Origin of the sequence: Aureibacillus halotolerans (assembly GCF_004363045.1) — a bacterium.
GTDB lineage: Bacteria > Bacillota > Bacilli > Bacillales > DSM-28697 > Aureibacillus > Aureibacillus halotolerans.
In genome coordinates this window covers 12,593-29,252 of sequence record NZ_SNYJ01000019.1, presented here as the reverse complement: position 1 = coordinate 29,252, position 16,660 = coordinate 12,593, and the positions used below count along the sequence as shown (strand labels likewise).

At 45.5% G+C, this 16,660-nt stretch carries 16 protein-coding genes; 2 read left to right on the top strand and 14 right to left on the bottom strand.

Annotated elements, in window-relative coordinates; translation table 11 throughout:
* Window positions 1–87 precede the first annotated feature (87 nt).
* The 9 genes from EV213_RS17010 to EV213_RS16970 all read right to left on the bottom strand — a co-directional run bounded on the left by EV213_RS17010 (window position 88) and on the right by EV213_RS16970 (window position 9,997).
* Complete coding sequence (locus tag EV213_RS17010) at window positions 88–2,679, bottom strand: polynucleotide kinase-phosphatase (RefSeq protein WP_133581765.1); 2,592 nt, start codon at window positions 2,677–2,679, stop codon at window positions 88–90.
* A complete protein-coding gene (locus EV213_RS17005) occupies window positions 2,676–4,004 on the bottom strand; it encodes a 3' terminal RNA ribose 2'-O-methyltransferase Hen1 (protein WP_133581764.1) in 1,329 nt (442 codons plus the stop codon). Before EV213_RS17005 ends, EV213_RS17010 begins: the two co-directional genes overlap by 4 nt.
* A gap of 149 nt (window positions 4,005–4,153) precedes the next feature.
* Window positions 4,154–4,390: a hypothetical protein gene (locus EV213_RS17000; RefSeq protein WP_133581763.1), complete on the bottom strand. Its 237-nt coding sequence runs from the start codon at window positions 4,388–4,390 to the stop codon at window positions 4,154–4,156.
* Entirely contained in the window at window positions 4,380–4,562 is a 183-nt protein-coding gene (locus EV213_RS16995) for a WYL domain-containing protein (RefSeq protein ID WP_133581762.1), read from the bottom strand. Before EV213_RS16995 ends, EV213_RS17000 begins: the two co-directional genes overlap by 11 nt.
* Window positions 4,563–4,721: 159 nt before the next feature.
* A complete protein-coding gene (locus EV213_RS21245; protein ID WP_166639376.1) occupies window positions 4,722–6,314 on the bottom strand; it encodes a BclA C-terminal domain-containing protein in 1,593 nt (530 codons plus the stop codon).
* 181 nt (window positions 6,315–6,495) lie between these two features.
* Window positions 6,496–7,524 carry an SPFH domain-containing protein gene (locus EV213_RS16985; RefSeq protein WP_133581760.1) on the bottom strand — a complete coding sequence of 343 codons (1,029 nt, stop codon included), beginning with the start codon at window positions 7,522–7,524 and terminating at the stop codon, window positions 6,496–6,498.
* A gap of 41 nt (window positions 7,525–7,565) precedes the next feature.
* On the bottom strand, window positions 7,566–8,336 hold the full coding sequence (locus tag EV213_RS16980; protein WP_133581759.1) for a TPM domain-containing protein: 771 nt from the start codon (window positions 8,334–8,336) through the stop codon (window positions 7,566–7,568).
* On the bottom strand, window positions 8,330–9,358 hold the full coding sequence (locus tag EV213_RS16975) for a TFIIB-type zinc ribbon-containing protein (protein ID WP_133581758.1): 1,029 nt from the start codon (window positions 9,356–9,358) through the stop codon (window positions 8,330–8,332). The genes EV213_RS16980 and EV213_RS16975 overlap by 7 nt, the downstream gene beginning before the upstream one ends.
* Window positions 9,359–9,415: 57 nt before the next feature.
* A complete protein-coding gene (locus tag EV213_RS16970; RefSeq protein WP_166639375.1) occupies window positions 9,416–9,997 on the bottom strand; it encodes a PspA/IM30 family protein in 582 nt (193 codons plus the stop codon).
* A gap of 424 nt (window positions 9,998–10,421) precedes the next feature.
* Here EV213_RS16970 and EV213_RS16965 point away from each other — a divergent pair, with 424 nt between their 5' ends.
* Window positions 10,422–10,994 carry a nucleotidyltransferase family protein gene (locus tag EV213_RS16965; RefSeq protein ID WP_133581756.1) on the top strand — a complete coding sequence of 191 codons (573 nt, stop codon included), beginning with the start codon at window positions 10,422–10,424 and terminating at the stop codon, window positions 10,992–10,994.
* 95 nt (window positions 10,995–11,089) lie between these two features.
* On the opposite strand, the gene EV213_RS16960 is transcribed toward EV213_RS16965, so the two are convergent.
* From EV213_RS16960 to EV213_RS16945, 4 genes are all read right to left on the bottom strand, one after another.
* Window positions 11,090–11,599 carry a hypothetical protein gene (locus EV213_RS16960; RefSeq protein WP_133581755.1) on the bottom strand — a complete coding sequence of 170 codons (510 nt, stop codon included), beginning with the start codon at window positions 11,597–11,599 and terminating at the stop codon, window positions 11,090–11,092.
* A 71-nt stretch (window positions 11,600–11,670) separates the two neighbouring features.
* A complete protein-coding gene (locus EV213_RS16955; protein WP_133581754.1) occupies window positions 11,671–12,561 on the bottom strand; it encodes a diacylglycerol/lipid kinase family protein in 891 nt (296 codons plus the stop codon).
* Window positions 12,562–12,573: 12 nt separating this feature from the next.
* Entirely contained in the window at window positions 12,574–13,374 is an 801-nt protein-coding gene (locus tag EV213_RS16950) for a pentapeptide repeat-containing protein (protein WP_133581753.1), read from the bottom strand.
* Window positions 13,375–14,035: 661 nt separating this feature from the next.
* Window positions 14,036–15,286, bottom strand: a complete 1,251-nt coding sequence (locus tag EV213_RS16945; protein ID WP_133581752.1) for an aminopeptidase — start codon at window positions 15,284–15,286, stop codon at window positions 14,036–14,038.
* Window positions 15,287–15,513: 227 nt separating this feature from the next.
* On the opposite strand from EV213_RS16945, the gene EV213_RS16940 reads away from it, so the two are divergent.
* On the top strand, window positions 15,514–15,684 hold the full coding sequence (locus EV213_RS16940; RefSeq protein WP_208112776.1) for a hypothetical protein: 171 nt from the start codon (window positions 15,514–15,516) through the stop codon (window positions 15,682–15,684).
* 360 nt (window positions 15,685–16,044) lie between these two features.
* On the opposite strand, the gene EV213_RS16935 is transcribed toward EV213_RS16940, so the two are convergent.
* Window positions 16,045–16,656, bottom strand: a complete 612-nt coding sequence (locus tag EV213_RS16935) for a histidine phosphatase family protein (protein ID WP_133581751.1) — start codon at window positions 16,654–16,656, stop codon at window positions 16,045–16,047.
* Window positions 16,657–16,660 lie beyond the last annotated feature (4 nt).

Genomic DNA, 16,660 nt, shown 5'->3' with positions numbered 1-16,660 from the left:
CGGCATTCTCCTCTATACGAGCTTCTCATTCCCTTGTAGTTACTTCTGCCACTGGAGATGAAGTTCCTCTAAGAACAATTCAATCCGTTAAAGCCTCGGGTCCGCAGGATCTGACTCCATCGCAAGTGTAGCGAGGACACACTCATGCACACGTTCAAGTGTTTGCCTATCAACGAAACGACGCACTCCTTCTAAACCTAGTGCAAATTCCTTTAAGGCCATTTTTTGCTTTTTGCCTGTCTTTCTTCCTTTTAGCCGAACGAGGTTTTCCGTATCAAGATAGTCCATCCCATAGATCATTGACAAGTAAGAACGGCCACGAACCTTTAGTGCAGGTTGAATGAGCTTTCCTTTGTATCGTGGAACAAAAGACTGTGGTTTAATGACAATCCCTTCATGCCCGGCCTCTGTTAACTCTTCCCACCATGTTGTGCAAGCCACCTCTGATGCCTCATCAGTGATCTCTCTATAGTCGGTTTCCACAAACAGTGTGGAACGCTCAGCCAGCGTCTTATTCATTTCCATATGCCATGAATGTGGGTGCTTTTCAAAGGTTTGATCGCTGTGCGCAAGCACGTGAAACGGGGCAATTTGTATATCTTTCAATCCCGTAACTGGCCAACAGTACCTTTGGAAGACACGAGCAAAGGCCTCTGCATTGGCGTATTTATGTTTGTATTCTGCAATCCATTCATCCAATTTTTCGTATTCTTGCGTCGACATTTCAAGTTTTTGCAGCAGCTGTTCCCGATCAAGTAGAGCTGTTTTCGCCACATGACCGTATTGACGCTGAATCAAATCCGCTGCTTTTAAGTTCCATGGCATTATTTCTGTATCCAGCAGCACGTAGTCCGTTTCATAATCGCGAAAATACCCGTTTTCAAGCAACTCTGATTGCATTGTGTGCAGCACTTTTTCTTCCATCAACGGATCAAAGAAGCGACGCCCTGTTCTCGTGTAGATGACCCCTCGAATAGCTGTCCCAATCGTTCGCTTTGCTGCATCGTCATTTGCAAATAACAAAATCACAGCACGGCTTCCCATATGCTTTTTCTGTGCAATCAACCTATCTACACCATGAGCTCGGAAATAGGCAATTGCCCCCTCTGGATGCTCGAGATAATCCGGTCTGCTGGAAGGCTTCGGCGGTGGGCTCATCGTTGGGGGCAAATACGGGATTTGCTCTAGTGGGAGAGCAGCCGTTGAAAATGTTTCAATCGCACTCTTCACCAAGGTTGAGGCTAGCCTCACCGTTCCTAGCTCTTCCGTGTCCACACGGTATCCCTGCAAGTAGTTTGAAATGCCTGGGGGCTTAAGACGTTTTTGCTCCCAACGAACGAGTGGGCTGTCCTTCATTTCTGCGTAATCTTTTTTGGCATCCACAGAAACGATGACTCGTTCAGGATACCGAAGCGCTGTTAGCTGACCACCAAACACGACGCCTTGGTCGATGTTCATCGTCTGCTGAACCAATAATGGTTGCGGTCGTGGATCGTGTCCCCAGATGATAAGCTCACTTGTCTTATGGGTAACAGTCCAATCCTTGCGAATCGGTCGTCCAGTGTCGTCAGTTCCCTCCGTTTCGCCATACCGACACATGTCCGAAATGGCAGCAGACTGCTTGCCTATCCATTTATCCTTCATCCCTGCATGCGTTACAACGGCGGTCACGACATTGTTCTGCTCTAGCAAATAATGAGATGGCGCCTGAAGCAACATTGTTTTCAACTCTTGTTTTAGTTGATCCACTTCTTGTTTCGGTGCCGTAGATGCATAGGCGTTCCACTCTTTCTCCATCAATTCATCACCATGCGTCAGCTTTACTCGACGTCCGTCAAACCATCGTGCAATCTTCCAGCCATGGTTGCTGTCGGTCATATAGGCTAGACCTTTTTTGATATGTATCAGAAAAAAGCGCATCGTCTCCAACGACTGGGGCCCGCGGCTCATAATATCTCCAAGCGACAGAAAGCGACGCCCCTCTGGATGAATGTACAACCCGTCCTCATTTTCTCTGTAACCCAGTTTGTCTAGCAAGGCAATAAGCTCCTCATAACAGCCGTGCACATCACCTATGACATCAATCCCTGAACCGACATCAATTTGAAGCGGATGTGAGGCACGAAAAAGCTCAAGACTTTCAGGTGAATGGACCACATATACATTGTCAAACTCTTCTTTATCAATGTCTCGTCTTTCTTTTCTAAATTGCTGGTTTTGCTGCTCGACACGTTTTTTTCCTCGAGAGTGTAAACGGGTAGCGTCACGTTCGAGCAATAGATCGAGGGGCACATCCAACAATACAGCAACAACGGGCACATGGGTGGCTTTCGCCATGTTCACGTAGACACGGCGGTATTCTGGCTGGAGATGAGTCGCATCAATAATCGTCAACTTATTCATGCGACAGCGTGCTTCGACGAGCTGATGCATCACCGAAAATGCCTCTTTTGAAAGGGTCTCGTACCGTTCATAAAGAACATCAGACTCGTGTTTTGGTCGTTGTTTCCATTGTATAAAATCGGTGTCCCCGACTGCTTCTCGAAACGAATCGGAGCTGACGATTTCAGATGGAAGAACCTTCTTTTCATGAACGAGCCGCTCCAACATTGTCGTTTTCCCGCTGTTGGATGCTCCGACAAGCACCACGATACCTGCGTGAGGAAGCGTTATTTTCATAAACGCGCCTCCTTTCTTGTAAATACACACATTTGGGTCGGTTGCCCATAGATTTCATTGTCGTCACCAATGCCAGAAAACGTTAAATCATAGGATTGACCTTCGTTTATCTTATAGCACCAATCGGTAAACTGATCTCTTGTCCACTCAAAACGGTGATCGTGGTGTCGTCGTTCCTCTGGCATGTCATAGAGTTGGTTGTATTCCTTGTTAGGTGTTGTAATGATCAGAGCACCTGGACGATATTCATCCAAAATCATCGCCATGCAAGCAGGCAAGCGTTCCTCATCAATGTGTTCAATGACTTCACAGAGAACGATGACGTCGCTATCCAATAATCGATGATCATAATAAAACAACGAGCCCTGAAGAAGCGTAGGCTTGATTCCGTCTTCAGTAGACACTTCGATAGCTTTCATAGCGCGCAACAGCATGGCCTGTGATGGCTCAACGGCAAGAAGTTCTTCAATACCTGGTATAAGACGCAGTCGCTCTAGAAGTTTACCTTCTCCAGCACCAAGGTCAATTACACGTGCACGATTTGGAAAGGTTGCTATTGTGCTTGCAATTGCTTCGTACCGTTGGTGATTTAACGACCTTTTAGGAGTCTTTTCTTGCGTTTCCTCATCGTTTTGAAGAGGCGCATACAACTCTTTAAAACGCAACGCCCGTCGATAAATCAATGCCTTCTCAGGATGCTCGTCTAACCACCCTTCTCCATAACGCTCCAGCTTCTCCATTTCTTTCTCGTCAATATAGTAATGCTTATAGTCATCTAGGACTGGCAATAAAACAAACAACTGACGCAAACCTGCTTGCAAGGTCGTTAGTCCTTGAATGGTGAGCATTCTGGCAGAACCCTTTTCAACGTCACTCTCTGAAGACTGATACTGAAACGTAACGTCATAACCAAGGGGCTTGAATAACAACTCTACATGTTCATCGGATAAGCCCGAGGCGATCGGTCCAACGGTAAACGTCAACGGGAATGTCATATCAACGTAATTGGCGTACGCTGTATTCGGCAACCCATTCAGTGCAGTGGCCAAAGCACTTTTGCATAGAGAACAAAAAATACTGCTCGCCACAAATTCACGATCATTTATATAATGTGTAATGTCATAAGAATTTTTATGAGTGACAAGTGCCAATGGATCCGGAGTGACAAAAATCGTCGCCTCAACAAATGTATCACTGAAAGTTCCGAAAAAGAATCGTACGAAGTGCTCCTTCACCTTGCGTTCATAAAGGTTGGCGGGGTTTTTGGCTAAAAGATAAGACAATGCACTGACATCTGACCCAGTTGCCTTTATGGTTAGCTGCATAAAATGACCTCATTTTATTGGTTTTTAAGCCCTATTTGTTTTGGCTCTCAAGTTTCATGTGGTAGCTTCATTAAGCGATACAACATATGTTTTCATTTTAAGTATAGTGACCAATTTTTCCATGTCAACCAACCCGTTCCATTTGGTCTTTACCACCAACGATCAGGTTCTTTATGAGGGTTTTCCTTGACCTTTTTTATCAGGAGCTGTGTGCCATCTTTGATGAGTTCAATGCGTCTTTCATCGGCGAGCTTTTCGAGGAGTGGAATCAGCTGCTGAAGGGGACGACCTGTTTTGCGCTCGAGCTCACGTGAATGGAAGACGTCTGTGTAGAGATGCAAATTGCGGACAACAATACGTAGCTTGCGTTCCAAATCATTGTACATACCGTTTATAACACCCCAAAATAGATGCTTTTTTAAATGTGCGCTGAGAACGCTTTGCATAACAAAGTGCCTTTATATGCGTATCCGTTTGCGATAGCACTTTAATCATCCGTTTTGTGAGCGCTCCATTCTCGGCCATATAAATAATCTCCACTCTGTCTCCAGCCTCCATCTTCCATTCCTCCTATAAAAGAACATTTTTTCTTAGTATATACGAATGCACGTTCGCTATTCAAGAGGATTTCGTTGGAAAAGGGTTGACGGGAATAAAACAACGTTGTTTATGACTACACAAAAACGCCCACCCTTGAAAAGGTGAACGTCTGAACCATCAATCTATTTTTTTAATTAACAACGAAGCGCCATGATGAGATTGGAGCCTTGCAGTGTCCAAGACACCAAACAATTGTAACGACACGCTGTCACCCGCATTAAGCTTTACTAGTACAGTTGCGGAGTAATTATCTCTGTTCGTTAATGCGGGAATGGTGCTTGGGGGATACCCACTCCCATTTACATTAATCTGCGTTCCCGCTTGTGATGAAAATTGCAAATAGATTTGATAAGAGATTTCATACACGCCTTCTTCTGATACAGTAAACAAACCTTCGGAGGCAGTAATGTTTTTGGCAACGACGCCAGAAGGAAGAGGTACCCGTTTGCCCCCCAAAGAACTCGTGATTGTTCCCCCTGAGTTTGTTGCAAACGCATAGCTGGATATTTCTGTGCTTGGCCCCGCTGGACCAATTGGACCTTGGGGACCTGGATCTCCTTGAATACCTGCTGGGCCGGCTGGACCTTGGGGACCGATCTCACCTTGAATGCCTTGGGGACCAATGGGGCCGACCGGACCTATAGGGCCTGGATCCCCTTTTGGTCCTGGAATGCCTTCACTTGTACCTGGAGGACCTTGGGGACCTGGTTCACCTTGGATGCCCTGAGGACCGGGATCTCCCTTAGGTCCCTGAGGTCCAGGGATTCCTTCGCCTGTTCCCGGGGGACCTGCTGGGCCTTGCTCTCCCTGTGGACCTTCGGGACCTGCTGGACCAGCCGGACCTTGCTCTCCCTGTGGGCCTTGGGGACCTTCGGGACCACGAGGGCCTTCGGGGCCTTGAGGACCTGGTTCACCACTTCCATCCCCTGATCCTGGAGGACCTGCTGGGCCTTGAGGACCTATTGGGCCTTCGGGGCCACGTTCACCTTGTTCTCCCTTCGGCCCACGCTCTCCTTGCTCCCCCTTTGGCCCACGTTCGCCATCTTCTCCATCTCTGCCATCCTTGCCGTCTTTACCGTCACTTCCATCGTCACCATCCTGACCATCTCGGCCATCTTCCCCATCATTACCATCTTCACCATCTTGACCATCAATACCTGCTGGTCCAGGAGAATTTGCCACTGGCGGAGTTACAGAATGGACCTTGACACTTTGACGCTCTGAGTCCCACTCAATGTTTGCGCCAAACGATGTTGTTACCGCACGTATTGGGACATACAGACTGTTGTCAAAGGCGATCGGCTCTACTGAGTTGCCTTCTCCGTCTATAAGTGGAATGTGTTGGCCATTCACCGTTATTTTCGCTGAGCTCGACACGCCTGCCCAGGTGTCTTGGCTTGGCATCGTATTAACAACTGCTGTTTTCACTCCTCCTTGCGACAAGTTAACCGTATTGTTCTTTTGATCCCAAATCACGTTCATCGCTAGCGAACTCGCCATTGTTCGTAATGGCAGATACAACCTGCCATCAACATTAACTGGATGAACCTTCGTGCCATCCTTGTAGGTAAGTGGAGAACCATCCACTATAATTTCAGCCGTCGATACGTTCCCAGTCCAGTTTTTCGCATTCACGAAATCAGGTGTTAGAAAAGTAGCAACGACCAAAAGCCATGCCAACCCTATCATTCCAATGTGTTGTCTGTTCAAAAACATTGCCTCCCTTATACTTGTTTTCCTAAGAATAAGTATAAAGATCAATTGTTTAAGGTTGGGTCAATGTTTGCTCAAGATATCTTAAAGTGCTTTAAGATTAAGGCAAACAAAGGTGAAAAAAACTGCCGACTCATCAACGTTATGATGAATCAGCAGTAATCACTTGGCTACGGCCTTACACAAGCTTATTTCCGCAATTCGGACAGAAATTCGTTCCCGTCGTTTTGTTTCCACAATTGGGACAAAAGTTTGGTATCGCGCTATTTCCGTTCGCGTTTTGTGCAGGCGGCGGGCTTTGATTTTGTGCCTGCCCTTGATTTTGGTTTTGTGCTTGGCTTTGGTTCTGTTGTTTCACTTCGCTTTGGTTCATATTTTCCATCATCTTATTTGCCACATTCATGCCCATCATCATGCCGGTCATGTCAGACATGACGCCTCCACTTTGAATTTTTCCTTTGGCGATGCCATCGGTCATTTCGACCTGCTGGTATTTCCCTACGTCGCTGATCATGCCGTGAGAGGCTGTTTTCGTCACCATATCTTGAATTTCCTTCGGATAATTGAAGCTCCCAATATTGAAGCCTGTGATCTTTAAGCCGTTATCAAGAATCTTCATATCAAGGTCTTCTTGAATGCCTTTGGAAATATCAAATGCATTCGCCTGGAGATTAAACATATCCTTGCCTTCTCGTGTGATCCATTTCATCAGTAGCTGATCAAGCACGGCTGTAATGCGAATCTTGACGTCTTCTACTAAATAACGCTCCTTCACACCAGCGATTTTATCGATGAGCGCTACGTAATCCGTTACTTTAAAATTAAATGTCCCGTTCGCACGGATTGGCATGCCTCCTGGAAGCTGAGGCGTCGGAATATTAATGGCGCTTCGTGTCCCCCAACGAACGGTAAATTCCTTTGTATTAACGAAAAGCACTTCGACCCGCATGCCGCTATTGAATCCAAATCGAAACCCTTTTAACGTTGACAGAAACGGGACAATCTGTGACTCAATATCGTACTCGCCATCATCTTCAAACACGCCCTCAATTTTTCCGTTGTTTAAGAAAATGGCATCCTGACCAGGTCGAATAATCAGCCGACTGCCTTTTTTAATTTCATTGTTGCTCCATTTCCAAAAAATCATATCATCGCGAAACTCTTCCCACTCCACTACATTGGCTAACTGGCTTCTAAAAAATGACATCAAACCATCCTCCCATTTTCCGTTGCGAATTCAATCGATATTTAAAAGCTACCTCTGCTTCCGCTGTGCGAATGACCACCACTCGTGGTCCCACCGCCTCCACTTGATTTGTTGTTCTGCGGCTTGCGTGTTTTAGTTACGCTCGTTCGTACATAAGTGTCCTTTTTCGCCAACACGCTTGAGCGATTCTGATCTAAATAAGTTCCTTGATGGACAGTCACTTTCCCTCCGGAATTATATACCATGACTCCGACAATCCCGCCAGCGACAACAAGAGCTACTACAATTTGAAACCACCATTTAAAGAGGATGTTGTCTGGGTTTACACCAGCACGGTACGTCATATAATCTTCGGCTGTGACAATAAAGGTTTCGAACGCTTTTGCATACTCTCTGTCGCTCAAATATGGAGTGATTTTCTCCACAACAAGGTCAGCGCGCTCGTTGCTTAGAAGCTCCTCTGCTTTGTAGAAGCCTGCAACATAGAAATCTCTTTTGTTCATGTCCACCCCAAGGATGGCTGCATTGCTCCCGGGCATCGTTTCGTCATAAAAATCCTGAATGTACGTTTTGATATCATTGACCTCGGAATCATCCGTTGTCAGCACGATAAAATCCGTGTCCTGTTTTTCGCTGTTCTCTGCAGCTAAAGCAGCGAGCTTCGCTTTTTCCTCGTCCGTCAAAAGACCGGCGTTGTCATAAATGTAGGTTTTTTCTTCCGCAGCAAAACCGTGCTGCGGCACAAACGGTAAAAGCGTCAAGCCAATAAGAAAGACAATGAGAAAATGGGATAAAGAGATGCGCTTTACCATAAGCCACCGCCCATCAAGACCGCAACGATTTTCATCAGCACAAAGGTTCCGCCCGCAATACCGCCAAACCAGGCAGCGATTTTTTGCATGCTTAAAGGCGGCTTGCCTACGACCTTGCCTGTTTGCCCGTTCATCGCAAACGTGTGCTGCTGTTTGTCAAAATCGTAATACACCATCCAGACAGGAAACAGCACGTAGTCGGCTTTTTCCTGCCGTGAGGAAATTGATTTGCCACTGTAGCTTACGGAGGAATACCCCGAGATAGTGGATTGCACATAGTCATCCACGAAGTCACTAACTCGCTCTTTTATCCGTGGGAACAGCTGCTTGTCGTCGTAATTGTACTTCTCAGCTAGGTAGCCTGCGAGGTACGGCGTTTTAAATTCCTTTAGCTCTGCATAATGGTATGGCTCTAATTTATCCATGAGTGTATCACTCATTTTTTCAGAAGCATCCGCAGGAACATTGGCATACGTAAGATTCACATCTCGGTAAATATCATAATGCTTCGTTTCTGTGTAAATATAATCCCCTCGAGTGTATTTTCGTACCTTTTTGCCTGTTGCGTTTACTTGGGCTTTACTATTAATATCATAAAGCCAAAAGGGCACATACATGCCTGTCATTTCTTTAATACGATTGCCGTCCATGAACCCTTTTGGCGTCAGCAATCCGTTCTTACACCATTTTTTAAAGGCTTCGCGCGCCTCTTCCTTACTAATCTTAAACGGAATGACCTGTTTAGGTGCCAATGCGCCCGATAAGCGGTCGCCAAGGACAACGCCTGCTCCACAGAAACTGCACGATGTTGCTGTCGTATCGGCTTCTGTAATTACGACAGCCCCACAGTTTTCACATTGGTACTCTTTTGCCTCATCCTCTGAAAAGGACATTTGCTTATACTCATCAGAAAACGTTGCGATATTGTCTTCCCGCCCACAACTTTGACAGGAAAGCATTCCTGACCCACTGTCAAAGGCCATGTCTGACCCACAGCTAGGACATTTATAATGGATAACCAAAAAGTTTCACCTCTCCTATTCACTTGCACGACCTCGCCAGTTACTGTACCGATTTCTTTATGATTGACGATGCTCCGCACGCTGCTTTTTAAGTTTTTCTAATTCTGTATCAATATTGTTGGTAGCGCTCGGTCTTACGTCTGTACTGTTTCTTAGCTCAGCAAGCGCTTCGACCTCCAGAAGGGCACGCTCGAGCTCCTCGTCTATTGCGTTCGGTGTCTCTAGCATCGCTTTTCGTGATTTTAAAGCTTCCAAGTCAGAGGCTAACTTTTCCTCTATCTGTTTCATTTGCTCTGCACGCTGGAATACATCCCGGTAAACCTTATGCAAATCATCCAATTCCAAGACAAAGGTCTCTTTCTTTTGTAGAAATTGACGCGCCTGAACATCGTTGCCTTCGTCGACAGCTTTGATGGCATAGCGTTGCATCGCTTCAATGGATGTTTCGCATTCGTTCAACGCTCTTTGCGCACGCCTTGTCTGCGCCTCTATTGCCGAAGTCTCTGATTTAACACTTCCAAGGTCTTGACGTAAGCTGTTTAGCGCCTCTTTAATGATCTTATCTGGATCATCTGATCGGTCTATTAACGCATGAATGTTGCTGTTCATAATGGTTTGGAAACGTTTTAAAATACTCAACAATTCACCCCCGTCATTTTTAAGTATTACGAAGAGCATGTGATGTTTGGTTCATTTTTTTTACAAATGGTGCCTAAGACTCAGTGCTAAAACATCTCGGACCAAGACACGACGGAGCTCAAAAACCCTATCAATGAGGAGGAGAAAGAGATTTACTACTGTAATTAAGTGTATCAATTATCCTAATTCCATTCAAAAAGCAATGTTCATTTTTCCTATTATTATGGAGGAGCAAAAGTAAGTGAATTGAGGTATCCAAAGACATTCCAAGCTAAACGTCGCTTGGTTGACTCCAGAAAATAATGATTAGAGAAGCAAGTTCTAAGCATAAGGAAATGAATTACATTATTTTATCCATGAAATACCTTTCATTTCTATGGCAATCCACTATAATTAGAATACACGTTCGGGAGGGGTGATCGTTTTGAGACTGGATAATGAGCAAAATATCATCCACCTTGTGAAAAACGATGAATGGATGATGAACATCTTATTGAGCGCCAAATCACTAAATCTGCCTGAATGGTGGATCGTTGCGGGTTTTGTTCGTTCAAAGATTTGGGATACACTTCATGGTTTTACTGAACGGACACCAATGGCTGATGTTGATGTGATTTACTTTGATCAAAGCAATCTCGATGAAAACATAGAAAAGCAGCTCGAACAAAAGCTTAAAGAAATGGATCCTCAAATTCCCTGGTCCGTTAAAAACGAAGCAAGAATGCACCTTGTCAATCACAACGAGCCGTACTCTTCTTCAGTCGATGCGATTTCAAAGTTCCCTGAAACGGCGTCTGCACTAGGGCTTACATTGGACAATCATAATAACGTTGTTTTAACAGCGCCTTGGGGACTTGAAGATGTGTTACATATGGTAGTAAAACCAACACCTTCTTTTGAAGAAACTGATAATGGGGCCAAAATGTATGAGGAGCGGGTCGTAAAGAAGAATTGGCAAAGCATCTGGGGGAAGGTACAGATTCATCATTTTCAATAAGCCTACTCACTTGAGCCAGATATTCAATCGCTTAGCAGACACACGAAAAATCCAGCGTCTATAAAAGAGCTGGATTTTCATTTGAGTGATCATATTTAAGACACATTAAAAAACCGTAGGAGACCTAGGATAGCAAAAGCAAACAACGACGTCCCGGCACCGATGCCTGTAATCGCACTACTCGCAACCTGCATCCTTTTTGAAATGGGTATAGCTACAATGGACACGATGATGAGCAGCCCCGCAAGCACATAAAGACTCGGGTCCTGAAACACTGCCTTGAGCCAAATAAAATGAACGCCTACGACAAAAGCAATCCACGGTGCCATGTACTCCTTGTGCTTTTTCACCAACAAAACGATGGCGCCTACTGCGGCTAAAACAAACTCAATCCAAACAAAGGTCACGTAGTTTGTAAAGGCCTCAGGGTCTGATAACGCCGTCGCTTCACCCCAATGGCCAATGCTCAAATAGATGCCAATGCCACAAACGATGAAACCGAGACCTGACGCAATGCCTAGAGGCACCCGCCAGCTTTTTTTAGGATTCTCCTGCGCCCAACCAAACCAACTCACGCTAAACATCCCGAAAACAGCAGCGTACATGACATAATCTCTTATAAATTCGACAGGCTTCTCCTCCAACAAAACAATGTAAGGTGCCAAGCCAAGACCATTTATTCTTCGGAAGAAACAAGAATATGCAGTGCATTATGAAGGACATCGGCCGTAAAAGGCAGTGGAACACCTTCGTCGCCATCAATATTCACGACAAGATCCATGCTAGACTCTACCTTAAGTGAGGCGGCCCGGAAGTAGTCAATTTGATCATTGCCTTCCAACTCCCCACGCAATAAATCAGGCACTAGCTTCATCATAGATTGAATCGATAAGTCCTTTAAAACAAACACATGAAAATACCCATCGTTCACCTTCGCCTGCTCGGCAAACGTTTCAAATCCCGCGACCGAGTTGGTTAGCGCCACGAGCATAACGTAGGCTTCTCCATTCCAAGTGTTGTCATCGTAGGTAATCGATAAATTAAATGGCGTTTTTTCCTTTAGTGCCTTCGCTCCTTCAATAAAATAGGCGAATGGCCCAAATTTAGATTTTTGCTCTGGCGTCACTTCATACACCAGTTCTGCAATTGCTCCAACAGCAAGGACGTTCATAAAGTAACGGCCGTCAATTTTTCCAATATCGACGCGTTTTGTGTGATTAGCCTTCAAGACTTCGATAGCCTTCTTAGGAACCATTGGCAACTTCAACGCACGGGCGAAATCATTGACCGTGCCTAAAGGCAGAAAGCCAAATGTCGGCGAATGGCTCTGCTCAGCGAGACCATTGATTGCTTCGTTCACCGTTCCGTCGCCACCTAAGGCGATCACGGTGTCGAGCTTCTCCTCGCAAGCTTCTTTGGCAAACGTTGTCGCGTCGCCCTCTTTTTCTGTATACCGCACTGCCACTTCCTCATGGGTTTCCTGTAATGCCGAAACAACATCTTCTTCTAAGCCCAATGCTTTCTCCTTGCCCGAAGATGGGTTAATTATGACGAGAGCTTTTTTCATGTTGATCCTCCCTTATGTCCAGTGTATTGGATAATTTAGGTTTGAAGGCATTAGCGTATGTTTGTTTCCCTTTGCTGCATTGACTTGAGCCTGCGTGAGAAAAAGGGTTTTGCGAAGGTTCGTTCCACGCACATCCGCATCACGAAAATCGGCACCAATGACGTCGGCATAGGAAAAATCGGCTTCGCGAAGATCGGCTGCAATAAACAATGCACCGCGAGCATCGGCACCCTTGAAGTCAGCTTTACGTAACCGCGCACCTACGTAGTCACTGCTTCCTTTTTGTCGACGTTTGCGAGGCGCGTTTGCCCGAAACATCTCACTCGTTTTGACGAGCACTTCATTGACTCTTGCGCGGTGTGCATCCACGTTCAAAGAAAGCAGCACCTGCGGACTTTCATCGGTTAATGCTTCCGTTTCCTTATACATGCGATTAATCAAAGCGTGCATAGACGCTATTTCACTTTTCAAGCTCGCCTCTGCTAGATAATAAAGCATTTCATGAAGCTCCTGCATGACAGGGAAAACAGCAAACATTTCCTCCGCCAACTCAGGAAAACGTCGCCAGTCCTTTCCCTCATATGTTCCCTGTGCAACATGCTGTCCTGCACCAAAGCACTCATAAACCGTACAGCCGGAAAAACCTTCGCTCCTTAGCTTTCGATGAATGCCACAGGAAAAATCCTCCTGAAGGTTCGGACATGGTGCTCCGCTTTGCTTATCAAATCCAAAGTCTGCAGATTTTGCAAACGGCAAAGCGACACAACAAAGACCAAAACATTCTGCACAATTTGACGTTACTTCAATTTCCATACGTAAATCTCTCCTCAAACTAGTGCCCCAACTGGTAACGTAGATCTTATTTTATTCAGGATGAGTTTTGGTTCTTGTTTTCGCACAAGTTAACTGCTGGAAACCATTTTCTATAGGCAAACGGCTATACGCTTTCACCCTACGGGTACAAGTGCAACATCGATTCGAAAGGACCTCATCGTGTTTTCTTTGCCGCTGGTGTCTCACTAGTAGCCGTTTTTGGTTTATTATACAGAACGAATGAAATGAGAAAGATCAGCTGAAGTTTCATTTTTAACTGTTACCAAACGAAATTCGTATAAAAGGCACCAGGCGAGCTACCTTGAAACAATGCAACTACTTGCCTTATGTGGTTGCCACACGGCTTTTTACCCTCTATACGAGACCAAGCCACATTAAAACAATGTACGCAGAAACAAACATCAGCGTAGGCAACATACGTAGACTCTAGTGGGATCAGCGCGAGCTGAAGATCCCCTCGAAAAAGCCTGCTTTTTCGAGGAAGCTGAAGCCGTGCCCCACAGAAAGCGAAGTTTGTTGACGCAGCGATCGTCATTCCCGTGCACCCTAGCGCATCTTCAACTCGAAAAGACCTCGTCGTGTTTTCTTTGCTGCTGGAGCCTCACTATTGGCGTTCAGATCCGTTTCTCACTGTACAACCTTACTGATCGTCAAAACGAATCGCCCAGTCGCCATTACGGAATACGGGCTCTGAAGTCCCATCCTCTAAGATGCCATCAATGTTGAGCTCTGCTGAACCAATCATAAAATCCTCGTGGACGATGCTATGATTCACCCCGGCAGCTTTCTTATCTTCATCAGAAAGGGCAGTTCCATTTTCAATGTTGGACGGATAGGCTTCACCTAAAGCCAGATGGCAAGAGGCATTTTCGTCGTATAACGTATTGAAAAAGATCACATCGGATTGTGAAATCGGGGACGAATAAGGCACTAGGGCAACTTCACCTAGAAAGCGTGCGCCTTCATCCATATCAAGCAGAAGCTTTAATGTGTCCTCGCCAGTCGCTGCCTTGTAATCCACAACCTGGCCATCCTTGAACGTCAATGAAAAATCCTCGACCAAATTGCCACCATAATTAAACGGTTTTGTGCTGTGAACTGTTCCATTTACACCATCGCGCTTCGGCATTGTGAACACTTCTTCTGTAGGAATGTTTGGGATAAATGATGTGCCAGAAGCAGACTCACGACCACCGCCCATCCAGACATGGTTTTTGACTAACTCAATCGTCAGGTCAGTCCCTGGCGCAGAGTACACTAGCTTGGCATATTGTTTTTTGTTTAAGTAATTTCGTGCCTTATAAAGCGTCGCTGTATGATCTTCCCAAGCTTGTACAGGATTGTCCTGGTCTGCGCGCGTTGTGAATAAAATGCTTTTCCAAAGCTTGTCTACAGCTCCCCATTCGCCCGCTTCATTCGGAAAGACCTTTTTCGCCCATTCACGGGTTGGCACTGAGACCACCGACCAAGCAACTTGATCGCTCATCACATATTTACGAAATTCCATCAGCCCCTCTGCCGTTGTTTTGTTATTGGCAGCAACGCGATCAGCGTCAATATCCTTCAGTAGTTCTGGATTGGTGGCATAGATAGATAAGAAAGCAGCGCCGTCCTTTGCCTTTGTAACGACTTCGTCAGAGCGCCATTGTTCAAACGTTTGAAGAACCTCCATTGGTGCATGCTTCATCTTCAAAAATGTCAGTTCATCATCCGTCCAACGAATGTGGACATCCTTCGCCCCTGCTTCATAGGCTTTTTTAGCCACCAAACGTACAAAATCAACGCTCTCAACCGGCGCATTGACGACAAGTGCCTGTCCAGGCTGAATGTTGACGCCCTTCCGCACACAAATGTCGGCATAGTTGTCTATAAATTTCTCATGATTGTACATGAATCATCCCTCCGATAGGTTCATAGATTAGTTATATATGTAGATTTAAATTACGTTCTCACCTTATTATATACCTTCTGCCTCGGTAGGAGCGATTCCTTTTATTCTGTGGCGATATCATAAGGCAGAAGGCGTTTTCGCTAGTTCTTTCTACTAATCCCTCTGTTATAAAACAGAATAAAATTCCAAAATAGGCTATTATAATTAAAATGTGCGAGAGGTTTTTAGTGGGCTTTCATTTTGTCAATAGCGCTTCCGGGGGTGTCTCTGCGTCTATTGATCTGGGGCTCTATGTCATTGAATCCCTGGCCGGGCCAGATGTGACGAGAGTCATTCAAGAAAAAATGGATTACCCATACTATCGTGTTGGCCAAATCGGGGACATGTATGGAGTATAAGCAAACAAAGGGCTGTCCCGAATGCCACGGGACAACCCTTTGTTTTATTTAGAGCTCATTTTAATTTGAATTCACTTCCGGATAGGATCACTTTCAATCCCATGGCTACTTTTTCTAATTGGGCTCGCTCACACTTCATTTAGGCTCGCTTTCTTGTACTTTGGGCTCGCTCTTTAGATTTTTCGGCTCGCTTTGAACCGGTGAGGGCTCGCTTTTTCTACTTAGGCTCGCTTCCACTTGATTGGGGCTCGCTTTCTTGCAATTGGGGCTCACTCTTTGAACTTTTCGGCTCGCTTTGAACCGGTGAGGGCTCGCTTTTCTCTCTTGATCTTGCTCCTGCACGAGACCAGCGTTTAACTCCTATTCCTGGTACACTGTAGGCGCTTCATGGAGATGCTCATTGTATGCGACAATGGAAAAGGTGTTGTCTTTCCAATCAAGCTTAGTGAAAGAGGCGTTGGCGAGCTTGCCTTTTCCTGTCCCTCTCTCTCCATTTGTAATTCGGTGCAAAAAGGCATTAATTGCCCCTCCATGTGAAACCACCAAGGTTGGAGATCCATCTGTTTCTATCGCTATCTTTGTCAACGTCTTCTCCATACGATCCTGCATGTCTTCAAGCGACTCCATGCCATGCGACATGGGCTCGCCAAAGTTGATGCTGTACTGAGGCAAAAAGGTCATGATCTCGTCAATCAGTTTGCCTTCTAGCTCTCCATAATAACGTTCGCGAAGAGCGACATATGGAATAATGGCATCAATAGACAACGTCTCAGTGACCGCGGTTGCTGTTTGATAAGCACGCTTCAAGTCACTCGAATAGACGTGATCAAAACGGATTTGTTTATCTTGAAAATACGCTCCTAATTGCTTTGCCTGGGCAACCCCGTTTTCATTGAGTGGGAGATCCATCTGTCCTTGCAAACGTTTTGCTACATTCCATTCTGTTTCACCGTGACGTACTAGAAAAATCAATCCT

Excerpts from the sequence above, each read along its gene's own strand:
- EV213_RS17010 (WP_133581765.1), bottom strand. The coding sequence starts at position 2,679 with ATGAAAATAACGCTTCCTCACGCAGGTATCGTGGTGCTTGTCGGAGCA.
- EV213_RS17000 (WP_133581763.1), bottom strand. The coding sequence starts at position 4,390 with ATGTACAATGATTTGGAACGCAAGCTACGTATTGTTGTCCGCAATTTG.
- EV213_RS16955 (WP_133581754.1), bottom strand. The coding sequence starts at position 12,561 with ATGAAAAAAGCTCTCGTCATAATTAACCCATCTTCGGGCAAGGAGAAA.
- EV213_RS16960 (WP_133581755.1), bottom strand. The coding sequence starts at position 11,599 with ATGTACGCTGCTGTTTTCGGGATGTTTAGCGTGAGTTGGTTTGGTTGG.
- EV213_RS16980 (WP_133581759.1), bottom strand. The coding sequence starts at position 8,336 with ATGGTAAAGCGCATCTCTTTATCCCATTTTCTCATTGTCTTTCTTATT.
- EV213_RS16945 (WP_133581752.1), bottom strand. The coding sequence starts at position 15,286 with ATGTACAATCATGAGAAATTTATAGACAACTATGCCGACATTTGTGTG.
- EV213_RS16950 (WP_133581753.1), bottom strand. The coding sequence starts at position 13,374 with ATGGAAATTGAAGTAACGTCAAATTGTGCAGAATGTTTTGGTCTTTGT.
- EV213_RS17005 (WP_133581764.1), bottom strand. The coding sequence starts at position 4,004 with ATGCAGCTAACCATAAAGGCAACTGGGTCAGATGTCAGTGCATTGTCT.
- EV213_RS16985 (WP_133581760.1), bottom strand. The coding sequence starts at position 7,524 with ATGTCATTTTTTAGAAGCCAGTTAGCCAATGTAGTGGAGTGGGAAGAG.
- EV213_RS16995 (WP_133581762.1), bottom strand. The coding sequence starts at position 4,562 with ATGGAGGCTGGAGACAGAGTGGAGATTATTTATATGGCCGAGAATGGA.